Source organism: Paenibacillus sp. IHBB 3054, from assembly GCF_051594305.1.
Classification (GTDB): Bacteria; Bacillota; Bacilli; order Paenibacillales; family Paenibacillaceae; genus Paenibacillus_AQ.
Map to the genome: position 1 here is coordinate 46,964 of NZ_JBOFBG010000003.1, position 17,413 is coordinate 64,376.

A 17,413-nucleotide genomic window follows, 5' to 3' on the forward strand; every position below is an offset into this window, starting at 1 on the left:
GAGAATTAACTGCGCTGGAGTCCGTTTCCCTACTGTAACAGGCTAAAAGCCTCAAATAAGTGCAACTCGGTCCGTTCATGCTTAGGAGCCAGGAATACACTTTCCGGACGCACACACGTCTTCGTAAGAAGAACGAAGTCTCTGAAACACCGAAACGTAAGCCTCCACCAAAAAACTACCTTGTGGTGAAACGCCTTTCTCCGCGTGTGATCAGAAAATGCTACATAGCCGTTATAGTTACCGGGGAGCAGATTAAGACTTTCTATGGTATCAAAACCCTCTGGCCACTCTCCATCCCCCGCTATTAGGTTCAGAACACGCATTCCGTAGCAATCAACGGACGCTTAAGCAATTCCCATCCGGTCTTAGCGGATATAAAAGAGGCCAGCTCCCATCCCATCCGGTAATGCGTCTGATAGCCGGGATGGTAACGGCCGCCCCATCCTTCCACCTCTGGATGAATCAGCCCTAAATCAACCAATAATATCTTTCCGTTTCCAATTTGATTAAAATGGGCCACGACCTTATTCACACTGGCAAGATAGTTGTTGTTCATGGTTCCAACACAGCAAAAGACATAGGGATCGTTGTATTGATCCAGGATAACCTGAATGAATTTTATATAAGCGGCAATATACTCCTTATCATCAATTGGTGTAGAATAATCGTTTTGACCCAAATTAATGACAATTCCATCAGGAATATATCGGGAAAAGTCCCATGGCGCCGTCTCTTTGCCAAGGGTCCCGAAAAAATGCTCCGGCAATCCATGCCTGTTCCCTACGGCATCCTGCCAAACGCCAATGCCGCAAATGGCCATCGTATGATATTCCGCGTTCAACATTCTGGCGCTGATCCCGACGTAGGACATGTAGCCGTCGTCAAGATGCGGGGCTTCAGCGAGCACATGCGGATGGCCATTCCCTGCTCCATCTGTGATGGAATCCCCAAAGTATTCAAGCCGGATAGGTCCGGCCGCAGGCGGGGCAAGGAAGCTCCCGCCGTCAGGAAGAGCAAAATGATGAAATGCGATATTTCCGGTCAAAATCCCCGTTCGCTTGTGGATTTCCAAAGTGTGTTCACCATCCGGGAGTCCCTGTTCGATTATGTATGCATGAACCCCCTTCTTCAGATTAATCCAATTACGGGCGATCCCGTCCAATACGATTTCAACGTAATCCTGGCCGCCGGAACCCTCTGCTGTCATAGAGATGGCCGTACCCCGGAAGGCAAGATGAACAGCACTATTAACCCATCCGCATTTCGGATTCCCCTTCTCAGTCAGATCAAATCTCCCCATCAGCCTGGTGTACTTAGTAAAGTCAAAATCCAAAGTAACTCCTCCCATAAATTTCTGCATAGACCACCCAATTCCCATCCGGCACAGGCCGCTATCATACCCTGCATAAAGGACCCCTCCGGAATAACTACAGTTCTTCCGGAAGGGTCCTTATTCAGTTAGCACATCTGATCTGGCACTCTATTGACCGGTCTTTCCTTGAACCGGAGTAAGTCCTAGCTTCGGATTCGCCAGATCGAGTTTATACATGACTTGATTGTAGTTATACCGTGGTGTTGCGACATGATTCGTGAACGTATTCGTAAAAGTCCCCTCGAAGTAGATCACCCGGCCGCCATCCTTATTGAAGTTTTTGTGCTGGGCAACGTTGTAAAAAGTATAATTATTGTGCGTTACGATCTTTTTGGCATTAGTCCACGGACCTTGAGGCGCCGGAGCTTCCGCGTACCAGATTTCTCCGAGCACCGATGTCTTTCCCTGCAGCTGCTGCCCGATCATCACGTAACGCTGCCGGTAATCGTTCCATTCGACGGCGCTTGAGGAGATTTGAACCTCTTCGCCGGTATCGGCATCTTTTAATTGATAATAATGCAGGTCGGCCGCTTGGATCACGCCTAAATGGATCAGCTCCTTCTCTTGATCCTGCTTCAGCGGTGGAGTATTCTTTTTCCAACCCCATACAAGCTTGCCGTTTGCGTCGCGTTCCAACGACGTTTGAGCCCCGTTATACGCCGTTCCCGGGGTCAAACATGTGAACGATTCGTATTGAGTATAGTCGATGATGGCGTCATAGCTTGCGGAAACGCGTAAATTGGGCATCCGGTGTTCGGTAAAGAGCCAATAGCCCACCCCATTCTCCTTATAATAGGTCGCTTGGCCGCCCGGATGGCGCCAATCGTCTTTGGAAGGGAACTGGACGACTTGCTCGAACTCCTTAATATTGTCATTAAAGGCAAGAATGCCGAAGGCGCTGAGTCCGGGATTATGGGTACTGTAGCCGGCGAGCAGCCGCTCCCGTCCGGCACTGTCCTTGGCGGTCATCAAACCGAACACCCAAGCTATTCCGGCACCGTCAGGCAGCTGCGGCACCAAGCTTTTGACGAAACCGTCCCCTTGGGTAAAATAGTTCAGATTCACGCCGGCGTCCGGATCCAATCCACCGTTTTGCGGCATCTTAGAAGTCGCTCCCGTCACACGGAAGTTCCCCAGCGGATACGCCGGTCTGTCGGTATCACCCCAGAACCAGTACAGCTTATCGTTGTACGTGATCGTCTGCACGGAATCCTGTCCCATGACCAGACCGTTTATCAGCGGCTCCTGAATCGGAGCCCCCAAACCAAGGAGCATACTGTCGCGATAAATGCCTTGGCCAGTAATCCGGTACAGCCGTTCAGCGATGTTGACCCGGTTCATCTCGATTGTAATCATGCCCCCGGGGGTAATCTGTACAGCCTGCCCGCGATTGCCAAACATATCGGCAGGGATATCATAACCGTGGCTCGACAGATGGAAGAAGACCGACCGATCCATCAATCCGGGTTCGCTAAACGCCACTACACCGGCACTATCCGTGTAATACAGAACGTTATTCGTCGTCTTCAGCTCAACAAGAGGAATGCCCCGGCCCGTCTCGGCATCCACGATCTTAATCTTGAACGGCTCCTGGCCCCCTTTCTTTGCGCTGCTCAGATTCTGCCCGGCGCTGCTTTCCGCCGCCTGCGCTGCAATCGCCCCGCCCGGCGCCGTCATAATCATCAGCACAAGGCAAGTCCATATCCCCGCACTTTTCCACTGTTTCATTTTCATTTTGTTGACCTCCCGCCCTTAGTAGATTTGATAGAATGAAATCGTTGCGCTGCAAAACGCCATCTGTTCAAACCACTGATGATGTACTCTCTCTCACAACCCCCCCTGCATATTCATATCGCTCCTTGCGGAGCGCCAATCGAATGGTCTTCACCTCGAATGGACGGAATTGGAGCATTACATCTCCGCCTTCGTGCGGCACTTCTGCAATCTTCTCCTCCAGCATATTTGCGTCACTAACCGCCGCAACGGACAGCCCGATGTGAAGCTTGCAGACTACCGAGGCCCCTTTACTCTCGTACAGACGCACAACCCAATCGCCCGATCCGTCTTCGGCAAGCTTGACCGTCTCCGCAATCACATTGGCTTGATCGATGCAGAGTAAGGACTGTGCCCCACACCCTCCACCAGGCAGAAGGCTGACAGGATAGTTCAACTCATAAGCTTCGCGCACGACAGGACTGTCGAGAAATGCGCCGTTCCAGAATGTAAATCCATAAGTAAAATGATGCACCCCTTGATCGGACGTTTCATCCGGCCAAGTCGGAGCCCGAAGCAGCGTTAGGCTCATCGTGTTATCGTTGACGGAGATGCCGTATTTGCAGTCGTTCAGCAGTGCGAAGCCGCGGTTTGCCTCTGCAAGGGCGGACCACTTATGCTGAACCACTTCGTAACGGTCCGCATCATGCGGACGCGAAGCATGATTCGGCCTCTTGACGTGACCGAACTGAATTTCCTGCAGGGACTCGTTCGTATGAATGCGAACCGGAAAATCGACTTTCAGCAGCTTATTCTTCTCGCGCCACTGAATCGTTGTATGGAATTCCACTCGGCGGCTGCCGGCACGCAACCGGATATCTTGAATCATGGTCGAATGATTCAATTCCCGCTCCACCCGAAGATTTCCGAAGAGCGGTCCATTCGCAGTAACGGATACCCGGGCGTTTGCGTTCAGCTCAATGGGTGCCAAGCGGTAGCGCCGGTCAATCTCCCAGGCATCGAAATCTGAATTTTGATCCCGGTACATCCGCATGACATTGCAGCGGTCTGCTGCCCATTCCGTGCCGGTCTCCTTATCGAAAATCCGTGTGATCTCACCCTTTTCGTTAATTCCAAGCGCAATCCATTCATTCTCCATATGCGATTCACTTGCAGAGACTGTCGACAGAACAGGGACGACCGGCACTTCCAGTTCAGTCTTGTAGGTCGACCAGCCCATGGAAGGAGCCTCCAGCTGGGCATAGCTAACACCTTCGTGCAATTGCACCGGCAGAACTGCTCCATTCACATTCGTAATCCCGTGAACGCCATTAGGTAATGCTACCAGTTCCTGTCTTATCCAGGACAGCGAGTTAAATACGGTAACACTGGAGGACTCGCCGTCCGTGATTGCATCTCTTGCTTCGGAAGCCATGTCGCACACGTTCTTATTCAATTCCATCAGTTCAAGCTGCGCCTCTTCATGAACGCGGTGGATAGATGAGCCCGGCAGAATATCGTGGAATTGGTGCAGCAGCAAAACCTTCCACAGACGGTCCAGCTCCCCGTAAGGATAGGTCCGGTTATTTAAATGCTCCGCTGCAGCCCCCCATAACTCCGCCTCACGGAAGCCAATTTCCGCCTTCCGGTTCAGCTTTTTGATGACTGCTTGTGTTGTATAAGTCCCGCGGTGAGCGGGATAATAGAGCTCTCCTACGTACTTGACATCAGGAATGCCTTTTTCGATCTGATCCCGGAAAAATTCGATGGGCGAGCCGTGCTTCGTCTTGGGGACACCCTCCAAATTGCCGAGCCTGCGCATAAACTCAAGATCGTCCCGGTTGGAGCCTCCGCCTCCGTCGCCATGCCCGAACTGCGTGAGCCGCGTAGAAATCCCATCAAGCTGGACGCGGTCCTTCCACTGATTGATTAAGAACGACGGACTGATCCGAATCGGGTAGTAGTCTCCATAGTTGAGCAGATGCGATAAGATTTGCGAACCGTCGATCCCTTCCCACAGAAACGTATTATGCGGGAACGGATCTGCTACATTATCATAAGTACCGAACAATTTAACGGAACCGAAATACTTAATCCCGCAACCCTTCATGATTTGCGGCAGGTTCCCGGAATAGCCGAACACGTCAGGCAGCCACAGCATTTCGTTGTCTACGCCGAATTCTTCCTTGAAGAAGCGCTTGCCGTGCATCGCCTGGCGGATCAGGCTTTCGCCGCTAGTGAGGTTCGTATCCGGCTCTACCCACATGGAGCCTTCGGGAATGATTCTGCCTTCCTTCACCGCTTGTTTGATGCGCGTATACAGCTCAGGGTACAGTGTCTTGACCAACTGGAACAAATAAGGCTGGCTCTGCGTGTAAGTATATTCCGGATATTCGTCCATGAGCGCAAGCTGATTGGACATGGTCCGGGCAATCTTACGCTTCGTCTCCCCAATCGGCCACAGCCAGGCCACATCCAGGTGGGACTGTCCCATAAGGTACAGGGTAGGCAGCGTTGAACCGTTCACACAGGATAAAAGCGGTTTCATGATCTCTCTGCACTGTTTTACGTTCTCTCCCAACAATTCCTGACGCAGGGTCAGGTCGACCGTCGCAAATACCTGAGTCAGACAACGATCAATCTCCGCAACGCGGAGAGATTTGACATCGAGATGATTGCGAAGATCGTACAGGCATTCCAAATCAATAAAAAACTGGTACACTTCTTCTTCAAAAATACAGAGTTGCGACTCTCCGAACATCGGCTGAGAATCGGAATGGCCGGCGTACGCCTCTGCGACAATCTCGAATTGCTCGCCGCTTTTCGCCGAACGGGTTAATGTTACGTAATCATGATTAAGGTCCTTTGCACCACTCACGATGCCGTCGACATACACGGTCGCTTCGGATCCAAAATCAAGCATAGCCACCAACCGTTTGCCTTCGCCCTCCTTAGGAACGATGATTGTTGAGCGAAACCAGCCGTACCCCCATTTCTCCCCCCACTGTTGTCCCCTGGTTATGCTCTGAAACGGTTGTTCATCCATTTCATGAATGAACAGCTGTTCCTTTGTCGTAAAACCTGAAAACTCCATGGGAGAAACCTTTGTAATCATAAATTGATTTCTTTTATTCAGTAGCTTTTCGACATGGAATAAAATCTCTTTTTTCTCGTTCAAAGCTCTTCTCACATCCTATGGTTTCGTTATCTTACATCCTATCGCTTTGCGATATATTGCCGCCCCGAAGCAATCAGCAACGGAGGGACAATCTCTATTAGTTTGCTGTTACTCTTTGCGCAGCATCGTTATAAATTTTCAGTGCTTCATCAATGGCGCCCATTTTTTGGACCTTATCAATGAATACCTGCCAATCATCGAAGCTGCTCTTGCTTGCCACGAATTTGGCCTGTTCTTCCGTAACAAACGTTTTAACAGGGTTCATAATCTCCGAGATCCGCTGGTTTTCATCGCCTGTGAGTTGAATCGAAGGTTCGCTCAGCCAGGAAGGAACATATTCGTTCTCAGGCATGGGTAAGCTCGTCAGGAATTGTGACTTCTCAATCGGTACCTCTTCATATTTGCCGTTAAATACGGTATAGTCTGTCGCGGCAAAATCTACAAACGCTCTTGCGTCACTAACCATCTGCAGGCCAGGGTTATGATTCCGGCTTGCCCGCATGCCGTATTTATCGCCTTCCAGCCACGGATCTTTGGCATTTTTCAACGAGTCCACAAAGGTCGGAATACCCTTCTCCCCAATCGTATAGGTTGTGCCCTCAATCCCCCAGGTGATGAGTCTGATCATTTCATCCGAATATTGATAATCGATGAATTTGATCAATTCTTCGGGGTTTTTCACTTTTGAACTTAGGCCGTAAGCTCCCCAGCCCAAATCAGGAGTATTGCCATTCACCACTTCCTGCCAGGCTTTCCCGTATTTCGGATTGTCAGGATACAGGGAAACTGCAAAAATCTTGCCATCGTTGGCCGTTCTTGTGTACTCAGCCGGAGTGGTAAACCACTGCGTCAGCCACATGAGGTTGTCGCCATTCAGCGCTTTTCTTTTCAGCGTATCATCTGTATCAATCGTATACTCCGGATCTAACAGCTTATCCGCATACAGCTTATTTGCAAATTGGAGCGCATCTTTAAACCCTTCTTCCAGAACCCCATATACATATTTCTCGCCGTTCCAGAAGATTTCGTCCTTGATATGGTTCGCAGAGAACAGCGATCTCAGGCTGTTCCATTTGGTTGCGACGGGATATTTGTCGGGATAGAGTTTTTTAAGGCTTTTGGCAGCCTCATAAAATTCATCAAGCGTTTCCGGAATTTCAATATTATTCGCTTTGAACACGTCATAGCGGTAAGAGGACGTATTCTGAATGAGCATGCCGCGATCCTCAGGGAACCTTGGAGTGGAAGTTTCCATAAAGGTATACATCTCACCGCCTGCATTCGTTACCCGCTTCATTCCATTTTTCACCTTGCTAATGTAGTTCATATAATTCGGCATTAAATCTTTATATTGGGCTAATTCGAGAAGCTGGCCCTGACCGGCCATTTCACTCGTATCATAAAATAACGGCGTCACGAAGAAGTCCGTCAGATCGTCGCTTGCAATCATGAGCTTGACTTTCTCGTCATACTCGGAAGACGGAATATAGTTATATTCAATTTCCACCTTTTTACCCATGTATGCTTCCATGCGTTTGTGCCATTCCTTGCCTACGAGACTATTCGGATTATCCACGCCATACGTAGGCAGAGTCACCGAGAAGCGCATCACTTCCTGATTCTCTCCGTTGGCGGCAGAATTCTTGGAATCATTCGAACATCCTGAAAAAATCATCAGCGCGGCCAACCCGAGGATAAGTATTTTCGCCAGCTTGTTCATTTCATTTCCCCCTAATTTGTACGATAAACCGTTTTTTTAAATCTCATCATTAACAATGAACCGTCCGGGCACTCCCCACTTTATACCGGCACATCCGCAGCTCAGCCTTTGACGGAACCTACAAATAATCCCTTGGTGAAATGCTTCTGAAAGAAGGGATAGATGCACATAATCGGAAACATGGTAATAATAATGACGCTCATTCGTACCGCCTTCGGATCAAGCGTTTCTCCCGGGGCATTGACAGCAACAGCACCGCCTCCTACCCTGCCTTGAATCGCAGTCGTATCCAAAGTGAACAGATAGTTTCTTAACACCATCTGCAAAGGGTACTTATCCTGATCCCGCAAGTAAATCAAAGCTTCGAACCAGCTGTTCCAGCTTCCAACCAGACCGAACAGAGCAAAGGTTGCAAAAAGCGCTTTCGACAACGGCAGTATGATTTTGAATAGGACCACTAAATCATTCGCCCCGTCGATATAAGCGGAGTCCTTCAGCTCAGAAGGAATATTAAGAAAAAAGGTACGAAATAAAAATACATTATAAGCGCTGATTGCGCCCGGGAGAATCATGACCCATACCGTGTCTAACAGGTTCAGACTGCGCATAAGCAGATAGGTCGGAATTAATCCGCCACCGAAAAACATCGTTATCATAAGGAAGAAGGTTAAAAATTTCTTACCCGCAAATCCAGGGATCGTGAGCGGATACGCCATCATTGCCGTAAAAAGCAGCATGATGCCCGTTGAGCCTGTCGCATAAATAATCGAGTTCAGATACCCTTTAAAAATGTATGGATCATGAAATACCGTCGTGTACGCTTCCAGATTAAATCCCTTAGGCCAAATCGTTACGCTCCCGGAAGAGATGTAACTTGCACCGCTTAGCGATGTCGCGACAATGTGCAGAATCGGATACAGCACAACAACCAGGATTAACAGCATGATCACAACATTTATAGCATCGAAAGCTCTGGAACCTAAGCTAACCCTTTTCAACCTCTCACCACCTAGAACAAACTTGTCTCTGATACTTTCCGGCTAATCCAATTGGTCAAGTAAAGAATAATAAAGGAAATAAGCGACATGAACATTCCGATTGCTGTTGTGTACTCGTATTGCGCACCCAGTATACCTTGACGATAAACATAGGACCCAATGACATCCGCTACTTCGTAAGTCTCAGGTGAATAGAGCAGAATGATCTTCTGAAAATCATTTCCAAGAACTCCCCCTACGGCGAAAATCAGCAATATGATTGTGGTCGGCTTGAGCGAAGGCCATGTAATGTGCACAACCTTCTTCCATCGCCCTGCGCCGTCTACTTCAGCCACATCATAAAGCGTTGGATCTATTCCGCTTAATGCGGCAAGGTAGATGATCGTGCCGAACCCGACGCCTTGCCATATACCGGAAGAGATGAAGATGGACCGGAAAAAATCCGACTCCAGAAGAAACATAACCGGTTCGCCGCCGAAAAAGGCGACAATATTGTTAAACAAGCCGTCTCTTGCCGTAAATTCTTTAAGCATTCCCGCAACAATGACGACCGAAATGAAGTGCGGGAAGTAAGATACCGTCTGAACAATTTTCTTAAATCTTTTGTTCCTCAGTTCATTGAACAGCAGTGCCAATATAATCGGCGCCGGAAATGACCAGAATAAAGTATACAAACCGAGAAGCAATGTATTCTTCAAAACCCTAAACGCCATGGGATCATTAAAAAAAGAAATAAAATACTTGAATCCCACCCACTCGCTTCCCCATATCCCCTTGGAAGCATTAAAATCCTTGAAAGCGATTAAAATTCCGTACATCGGAAAATAGTGAAAAACCAACAGCGTCAGGAAGCCGGGAAGCACCATAAGGTAGAGATAGCGATGCCTGATAATTCTGGCTATGAACCTGTTATTACTCGTCTTCACAGAAACACCTCCTGACTGTCAACATGTTGTAGTCTGATACGGCTGGCACTAGGCTCACAGGCGCGTGAACTCCGCGATTCAGCTGCTTGAAAGCGCATTCATTTTCACCTCCAGATTGGATCCCAACGTCGTCGAAACCGAGTTGCTTCTGCTTTCCGTGTTATACAGATTAGTCCATCATGATGCCGAAAGTTATTATGCTAGGTAAAAAATAGCACATACCATTTACTGCGTCAATATATAAAATTCAAACACAAATTAGATTTATTTCGTATACTATTTATGAATATTCCCGAATTGGCGGTATCGATGGGGCGTCAGGTTGTGTCTCCGCTTAAACAAGTCATAGAAGTAGCTAACATTCTCAAGTCCGATCTCCAAACTGATATCCACGATTTCCATATCCGTGTTCAGCAGCAAATTCTCGGCGTAGGAAATCCTCAATTCATTGATATACTGGGTCGGAGACATCCCAAGATGCTCTCTGAACATTCTGCATACGTAGGCATGCGATTTGCCTGACAGTTGGACAAGCGCGGCCGCTCCCCGCGTAAATTGTTCTTTCTTTTTCACCTCTCTGCATAGAGCCTTTAACCATTCCGGCTGTCCTGCCGGTTCGAACGGCTCCGCTTCGGCCTTGATGTAGCGGGAGAACAGGTCGGTCAAGATGGCTCTTACCTCTGCTTTGATAACCAGTTTCTTCTCCTGCGGGATCAGACTGAGCTGCTCCAGCCGATAGCGCACATATTCTTTCTCCGTTTTGGACAGCAAAGTCGACGGCGGCATGGCCGGCTCAAGAAGCCTTCCACTCGGGAATCCCTCTCCCAAGAAAGCAATCAGGTCATCCAGGACCTCACGGTTGAACGACAAATTGATGAACTGGCAATCGCTATCTGTCGTCTGCTCATAGCAATGCACATCCCGGTCCCGTATGAACACGAGAGTATTTTCCTGCAACAACTGACGGTTGCTGTTAATGACATGCACAACGCTTCCCTTCAGAATAAGAAACAATTCAAAAAAGTCATGACTATGCATGCCGATCGTATCGCGCACCGAAGCGATCAGCCGGTAATGGGCCTGAATTTCAGAATCAATGCCGTCCGCCGCGAGAAGCTTCAACATTGGCGTTATTCCTCCTTGTTCGTATATGTACATTGATAAAGACAAGTCTTGCAATGTCAAACCACCATAATGTATTCAAAATTGGAGCAAGAATTGGGCCATAGCTATCCATTAGGATAGAATTGTTATTGAAGCCTGAAAGGAGATTGCCACAAATGAACTTATTGCAACTGCGTCAGCAATTTGAAGCAAACAAACGCATTTATGAAAGCGCCAAGCTTGTTTTCCACGGAGTCGAAGACTTCGATGTCTACAATCCTACGATCCCGTTTGAATGGAACGGCAAGCGCTACATTTATGGACGCCTGGAAAAACGCCATGAGTGGGCAAGGTCTTGGGTTCGCCTGTTCGAGCAGAGCGGTCCGGATGAGTGGACAGCCGTGCCGGACACAATGATTTATCAGCTTGAAGACCCTTATATTAGCATGATCGGTAAGCAGCTCGTATTGGGCGGTACGCATGTCCGTTACAAGCAGGGACAGCTTGATACTTTCTACGGTTACTTCTACAAAGGCCGTGATATTCATGATCTCTTCTACTTCACGACCGGTCCGGATTATATGAAAGACATTCGGCTCGTAGAGCTTCAGGATGGCAGGATCGGCGTCTTCTCACGACCACGCGGAGAAGGAGTACGCAAGGAATTCGGAAGTGAATCTTTAGTTGGATTCACAGTCATCAACAGCCTCGACGACCTGTCTCCGGAGGTTATCGAGAACGCCCCTAATATCCGAGGCCTGTTCCATGAGGATGAGTGGGGGGGCTGCAATCAGGCCTACTTGCTTGAGAGCGGGAAGATCGGCGTCATTGGCCATATCTGTTATGCTCAAGGAGATATATCGACCTATATGAACATGGCCTTCGTATTGGACCCGCAGACGAATCAATTCTCAGAGTTGAAAATCATCGGCACACGTCCTTGTTATCCAGAAGGTCCCGCCAAGAAACCGCATCTGACGGACTGCACATTCACCGCCGGCATCGAAATGCGTCCCGATGGCAAGGTCAATCTGTACAGCGGCATCGGCGATTGCGAAGTTGGTCGTATTGTCATCGACTACCCGTTCGAGAAGGAAGGCGCCATTGTTACTATCTAAATGAAATACTCAAGCGTCGAGCTGCTGGATTTGCCAGCGGCTCTTTTTGTTGTCCGTTGACGGCGTAGCGGACTGCAGTAAAGCTATTATGTTAAGTTAATGAAATAGCATACTTTATTTGACCCCATAGTAATACAGACCTGCACAAAATTCTAATATTTTATGTTATTAAGCCCCATTATTACTTAATTTCCGAGAATATCCTGCTTATTTGATAAAAATCCATTTAAAACACACTCCAAGTACGTATACTTTTTAAAACGATATACGCTATAATTGAGGAAATGTCGATATGAGGTGAACTTACTTGAGCAAGAAGGATTTGACTCTGACAAAGTACCAGATGGTTAAAGACTATGTCTTATCCCAGATTGAGAGTCAGGAATTTACAGAGGAAGACCGGATTCCTAGCGAGTCGGAATTTTCCAAGCTGCTGGATGTCAGCACTATCACTGTGCGCAAAGCACTGTCAGAGCTGGTGAACGAGGGCGTGATCTACCGTATCAGGGGTAAGGGGAGCTTCGTCGCCAGTCAAACGGCCGTCCCGGAAAAGACCTCGAATCTGGTGGCTTTCGTCATTTCCGGCGTCGAACTGTACGATAGTTCGTACATGCAGATCATGAGGGGCATCCAGTCCTTTCTGGGCAAACATGGCTGCAAGCTGATCATTGAATTCGTGGAAAATGACTTCGAGCAGGAACGTGAGCTCGTTCTGGGGCTGATACAAACGGAACTAAGAGGATTACTCATCTATTCCTCTGATCCCGAAGCTGCAAAGGGCTATCTCGGGGAAATTCGAAAAAAAGTGATCCCATTCGTTATGCTTGATCGTTCGCCTTCCGGCTATCCAGTCAACGTCGTCACTTGTAATAACCACGACGGTGCTTATGAAGCAGTAGAATACTTGATACAGCAAGGTCATCGACGAATCGGATTTGCAGCTTACGACTATCATCTGAGTCCGGAGATTGACAGATATAACGGTTATCGCAATGCCATGTTGAATGCATCCATTCCAATCTCCGAGTCTCTCTTGTTCCTGGATAAGGAAATGGATCACGCTGTGCTTGCACACCTGATTCAAAGCGGGGAGCTGACCGCACTTTTCTGCGCGAACGATAAGCGGGCCCTTGAGGTAATAGAACGGCTGACCGCACTTGATATCCGCATCCCTGAACAAGTATCCCTGATCGGCTTTGACGATTTCGAGAGCTCCAAGTTCGCCAAGGTCGCCTTGAGCACAGTGAAGCAATATTTTGACGTCCTTGGCTATGAGAGTGCCAAGCTGCTGTTCGAAATTACCGAAGGCTCATCTTACGGCAATAAGAAAGTCATGTTGCCTACAAGCTTGGTCATACGTGAGACAACTAAGCGATTTCAGGGTTAATGCTTGATTCCCCGGTCCATTCTATCCTGATTATGTTTGAACGCAAGCTTTGGATCTGCCGCCTGGGACCTTCACCCGTTAGCACGATGCGCTGCCAAGCTCACAATAGGCCGGCCCCCTTAAAAAGGGGACCGGCCTATATGGTTTCCGGCAAAAGCAAAAGAAAGCGCAAATTCAGCCTTTGGAGAGAAAAATGAGAGAACCAGCCCGCTCCCTACCATTGACAATATGTTCGTAGCAAACCTAAGGGGAGGTTTTTACAATGAGACAAACAACCGTAAACCTGCAGACATAAAAGCGATCCCGTTGGTACTCCTTACTGTATTTCCGATAATTTTGGATAGGGTACTCTTGGGGAATGTGAGGCTAGCATCTGCCGACTTTTATGCAGAGTCTTCGAGCCAACGGACAAAGTGAAGAATCTGAGAAGATGTTTGCAGAGTCCTGTAAATGGATGTCGGCTGCTCCGGTCTACGTCTCCCATTTCTCACAGGTATGGGAAATCCGGTTCCGGTTTTAGACTGACCCTAGAAATTGAAACAGCGATAGCAAAGGACCGAAAAATAAAGTCCTAGACTGTCGCTGTTTCATTTAACTAACGTTTCCCGTTAGAAACGGTGCTGATGCAATGAGTATTCCTTTATTGTTCTCAAATACCTTCATGTACGATCAATATCTTCTATTTCATAGCTGCTCACTGTTATCGTGTGTGCGATGAATAATGCGGGTAGATAGACATCAACATGGGAACGATTATTATTCTATCGGGTGCATATCAAATACCCCGATCCAATTCTGTTGTTCTCACTGATAATAACTACAACTTATTGATCCTCCATCAACAAAGGCCCTTTTTGGGATGAAGTGCTCGGGCCATCGCATCCATATAGCCATGAACGGCGCGCTGACTCACTTCCGCTTCTGGAACGAATATTTCGAAAAGGTGAAAGCAACCGGAATACAGGTGAAATTCGACATCCACACCTGCTTGTGCAAGTCGTGTTACATACTCGATCGTCTCGTCTCGGAATAGATCGAGTTGACCTACACATGTATAGGTTGGCGGCAACCCTGCCAAGCTCTCCTCTCTCGACGGTACCGCATAGGGAGATTCCCCGCTGACATCGTTCTCCTCGCCCAGATACATGTTCCAAGCTGCCAAGTTGTCCATTCGGTTCCAGATTGCGCCTTCTTCCGTAATCTCATGGCTTGACGGCGTGATGTTACGGTTGTCAAGCATCGGGTACAACGGCATTTGTAAGATAATAGACGGTCCTCCTTTATCACGTGCCATCAGCGCGAGTGCTGCTGTCAGCCCGCCGCCACCGCTTGCACCGGCAATTGCAACCCGATTCACATCAATGCCAAGCAATTCCGCCTCCTCCGTCATCCATACCAAGCCTGCATAACAATCATCAATCGCCGCCGGATAAGGATGCTCGGGAGCAAGCCTATAATTGACCGACACGACAACGCATTCAGCTGTCTGAACGAAGTGTTCGCACAACTCATCGTCCATATCAGGATGTCCCAACACGTATCCGCCCCCGTGAATCCATAGCATGGCTGGAAGCAAGTCATCAGTTCGCCCGGCAGGCTCATAAATTTTCACCAGCATCTCGCCTCTAGCCCCCGGAATTTTCCGACTGGTTGTGTTTACATGCTCTGATCTCTTCACGGGCGCAGCCGATACTAAGCTCCTACTCCACTCTAAATTCTCATCCAATTGAAACCCTGGAAATTGTGAATATACCTCTCTTAATTCTGGTAGTATACGTGTTTCTATACTCATGAAAATCCCTCCAAATAAAATCGTTCGTTCACGTTTTCCCCATAGATAAATCTTATTTCATTTCAGCTTCCCATTTGGCAATTTCCTCTCGTACTCGTGGAGCAACCTCTGTACCGAGCAGTTCTATAGCCCGCATAACCAACTCATGCGGCATCGTGCTTAATGGGACATACATCATGAAACGTGTAATCCCTACATGCTTGCGCAGATGGATGATTTTTTGGGCGACTGTTTCCGGATCCCCAACATACAACGCACCATCAAAGCGTCGGGCAGCATCATAGCTGGAACGATCGTAATGCCCCCATCCCCGCTCTTTGCCGAGCTTATTCATGCCGTATTGGGTAGACGGAAAAAAGAGTTCCGCCGCCCGTTCTGTATCTTCTGCGACGAATCCGATTGAATGTGAACCCACCTGAAGCCGCGATACATCATGCCCGGCGTGGGCTGCCGCTTTTTTATACAGTTGTACAAGCGGCGCAAAATTCGTCGGGCTTCCACCAATAATAGCCAGGACCATTGGCAGACCCAGAAGGCCTGCACGTACGGCTGAATCTTGGTTACCCCCGCTGCCAATCCATATGGGTAAAGAGGACTGAATGGGCCGCGGGTACACACCCAGATTATGTATCGCTGATCGATGGCCTCCTCTCCATGTTACTTTCTCGGATTCCCGTATTTTCAGAAGCAGTTCAATGTTTTCATTAAATAATTCCTCATAGTCATGCAAGTCATACCCGAACAACGGAAAGGATTCAACAAAGGAACCCCGGCCCGCAATAATCTCGGCACGTCCATTGGAGATGCCGTCAAGCGTGGCAAAATCCTGAAACACTCGCACAGGATCAGCTGATGAAAGGACCGTCACAGCACTCGTTAATCGAATCCGTTTAGTTAGGGGGGCAGCAGCAGACAACACCACTGCTGGTGAAGAAGCTGCATAATCTTCCCGATGATGCTCACCTATACCGAAAACATCCAATCCAATCCGATCGGCAAGAACGATTTCTTCGACGACTTCGCGTAATCGCTGTGCATGACTCATCACAATTCCGGTCTCAGTATCAGGCTTTGTTTCTACGAACGAAGTAACGCCTATTTCCATGGTTCATCTCACCTTTTTTTGTTTTTTCTCCTGCAATTCGCCCAACAGAATCGGCTCAACCCTATTTTTAATTAGAATGCTTCAGACAACGAATTAAAGCGGTCCAATCAAGCTCACCATAACCATTGGCCAGTCCTTCATGCAAATGATGATGGATCAGTTCTCCCAAAGGCAGAGGAGCTTGAACGGACTGAGCTGCCTCTATAGCCAATGCAACATCCTTCATTCCAAGCTTCATTTTAAAACCGGCTGGTTCAAAACGCTGTTCGGTCATGATCGCTCCATAGTTCTGATATATCGGAGATTGAAAAAGAGCATTCACGACATCCATAAATCGGGCTGGCTCGATGCCGTGCTTTTCTACCATTAGCTGCGCTTCCGACAAAGCCTCCAGCATCGAAGCAATTAAAAAGTTAACACCTATTTTTACAACGTTCCCTTCTTCGCCGTGCTCCCCAATCTCGAATATCTCTTGACCCAATGCTGTTAAAACTGGAAGTACCCGTTGTCTTGCTTGTTCCGGACCTGCCAAAATGATGCGCAATGCAGCTGCTTTAGCGGCATCCGGACGCCCCAGCACCGTGGCAGACACAAAGTGTTGCTTTCTCTCCGCATGCGCGGCGGATAACTTCCGAGCCAGATCTACGCTAATCGTACTGGCAGATACGTGAATTCCTTTTTCCGATAATCCATTCAGAACACCATTCGGCCCCTCAACAACCTCCTCCAAAGCGGCATCGTCAGAAAGCATGGTTATTACAAGATTGCTTTCTTTCGCTGCCTCTAGCGGTGTTTCGGCATATCGTGCTCCCTGTTTCATTAATGGTTCAACTTTTTCAGGGGTCCGATTAAAGATGATTAATTCATAACCCGCTTTCAACAGATTTTGTGCCATGGGAAAGCCCATATTCCCAAGCCCGATAAACGATACCTTCAATAGTCTCAACTCCATATTTATGATGGATTTCGCAATAACGGAACGATTGTTCCAATTTGATCA

General features: G+C 48.2%; 12 protein-coding genes. 2 read left to right on the forward strand and 10 right to left on the reverse strand.

The genetic code is table 11. The annotated features are described in order from the left end of the window. Window positions 1-310 precede the first annotated feature (310 nt). From ACQ76X_RS05590 to ACQ76X_RS05620, 7 genes are all read right to left on the reverse strand, one after another. Window positions 311-1,333 (reverse strand): SGNH/GDSL hydrolase family protein, encoded by a 1,023-nt coding sequence (locus ACQ76X_RS05590; RefSeq protein WP_438492171.1) that lies wholly within the window; start codon window positions 1,331-1,333, stop codon window positions 311-313. 147 nt (window positions 1,334-1,480) lie between these two features. Continuing rightward, the gene (locus ACQ76X_RS05595; RefSeq protein WP_438492172.1) at window positions 1,481-3,106 is read right to left on the reverse strand and encodes a hypothetical protein; all 1,626 of its coding nucleotides are present in this window, start codon (window positions 3,104-3,106) and stop codon (window positions 1,481-1,483) included. Window positions 3,107-3,173: 67 nt separating this feature from the next. Then, complete coding sequence (locus tag ACQ76X_RS05600) at window positions 3,174-6,263, reverse strand: alpha-mannosidase (RefSeq protein ID WP_438492174.1); 3,090 nt, start codon at window positions 6,261-6,263, stop codon at window positions 3,174-3,176. Window positions 6,264-6,360: 97 nt separating this feature from the next. Beyond that, complete coding sequence (locus ACQ76X_RS05605; protein WP_438492176.1) at window positions 6,361-7,983, reverse strand: extracellular solute-binding protein; 1,623 nt, start codon at window positions 7,981-7,983, stop codon at window positions 6,361-6,363. A gap of 101 nt (window positions 7,984-8,084) precedes the next feature. Further along, the gene (locus ACQ76X_RS05610; protein ID WP_076109949.1) at window positions 8,085-8,981 is read right to left on the reverse strand and encodes a carbohydrate ABC transporter permease; all 897 of its coding nucleotides are present in this window, start codon (window positions 8,979-8,981) and stop codon (window positions 8,085-8,087) included. Window positions 8,982-8,992: 11 nt separating this feature from the next. Beyond that, the gene (locus tag ACQ76X_RS05615) at window positions 8,993-9,907 is read right to left on the reverse strand and encodes an ABC transporter permease (protein ID WP_076109950.1); all 915 of its coding nucleotides are present in this window, start codon (window positions 9,905-9,907) and stop codon (window positions 8,993-8,995) included. A gap of 276 nt (window positions 9,908-10,183) precedes the next feature. Next, window positions 10,184-11,032 carry an AraC family transcriptional regulator gene (locus tag ACQ76X_RS05620; RefSeq protein ID WP_438492179.1) on the reverse strand — a complete coding sequence of 283 codons (849 nt, stop codon included), beginning with the start codon at window positions 11,030-11,032 and terminating at the stop codon, window positions 10,184-10,186. 155 nt (window positions 11,033-11,187) lie between these two features. Here ACQ76X_RS05620 and ACQ76X_RS05625 point away from each other — a divergent pair, with 155 nt between their 5' ends. Together ACQ76X_RS05625 and ACQ76X_RS05630 are read left to right on the forward strand one after the other, a co-directional pair. Further along, window positions 11,188-12,129 carry an MTP-1 family protein gene (locus ACQ76X_RS05625; RefSeq protein ID WP_438492180.1) on the forward strand — a complete coding sequence of 314 codons (942 nt, stop codon included), beginning with the start codon at window positions 11,188-11,190 and terminating at the stop codon, window positions 12,127-12,129. A 307-nt stretch (window positions 12,130-12,436) separates the two neighbouring features. Next, window positions 12,437-13,516 (forward strand): substrate-binding domain-containing protein, encoded by a 1,080-nt coding sequence (locus ACQ76X_RS05630; protein ID WP_438492182.1) that lies wholly within the window; start codon window positions 12,437-12,439, stop codon window positions 13,514-13,516. An 838-nt stretch (window positions 13,517-14,354) separates the two neighbouring features. On the opposite strand, the gene ACQ76X_RS05635 is transcribed toward ACQ76X_RS05630, so the two are convergent. The 3 genes from ACQ76X_RS05635 to ACQ76X_RS05645 all read right to left on the reverse strand — a co-directional run bounded on the left by ACQ76X_RS05635 (window position 14,355) and on the right by ACQ76X_RS05645 (window position 17,371). Further along, window positions 14,355-15,308 (reverse strand): alpha/beta hydrolase, encoded by a 954-nt coding sequence (locus tag ACQ76X_RS05635; protein WP_438492184.1) that lies wholly within the window; start codon window positions 15,306-15,308, stop codon window positions 14,355-14,357. Between the two features lie 52 nt (window positions 15,309-15,360). Then, window positions 15,361-16,413 (reverse strand): LLM class flavin-dependent oxidoreductase, encoded by a 1,053-nt coding sequence (locus tag ACQ76X_RS05640; RefSeq protein WP_438492186.1) that lies wholly within the window; start codon window positions 16,411-16,413, stop codon window positions 15,361-15,363. A gap of 67 nt (window positions 16,414-16,480) precedes the next feature. Then, window positions 16,481-17,371, reverse strand: coding sequence for an NAD(P)-dependent oxidoreductase (locus ACQ76X_RS05645; protein ID WP_438492473.1), 891 nt, complete (start codon window positions 17,369-17,371; stop codon window positions 16,481-16,483). Between the last annotated feature and the right edge of the window lie 42 nt (window positions 17,372-17,413).

Bases quoted from the DNA above. Each gene is read 5' to 3' on its own strand.
- ACQ76X_RS05595 (WP_438492172.1), bottom strand. From the start codon at position 3,106: ATGAAAATGAAACAGTGGAAAAGTGCGGGGATATGGACTTGCCTTGTG.
- ACQ76X_RS05605 (WP_438492176.1), bottom strand. From the start codon at position 7,983: ATGAACAAGCTGGCGAAAATACTTATCCTCGGGTTGGCCGCGCTGATG.
- ACQ76X_RS05620 (WP_438492179.1), bottom strand. From the start codon at position 11,032: ATGTTGAAGCTTCTCGCGGCGGACGGCATTGATTCTGAAATTCAGGCC.
- ACQ76X_RS05625 (WP_438492180.1), top strand. From the start codon at position 11,188: ATGAACTTATTGCAACTGCGTCAGCAATTTGAAGCAAACAAACGCATT.
- ACQ76X_RS05635 (WP_438492184.1), bottom strand. From the start codon at position 15,308: ATGAGTATAGAAACACGTATACTACCAGAATTAAGAGAGGTATATTCA.
- ACQ76X_RS05640 (WP_438492186.1), bottom strand. From the start codon at position 16,413: ATGGAAATAGGCGTTACTTCGTTCGTAGAAACAAAGCCTGATACTGAG.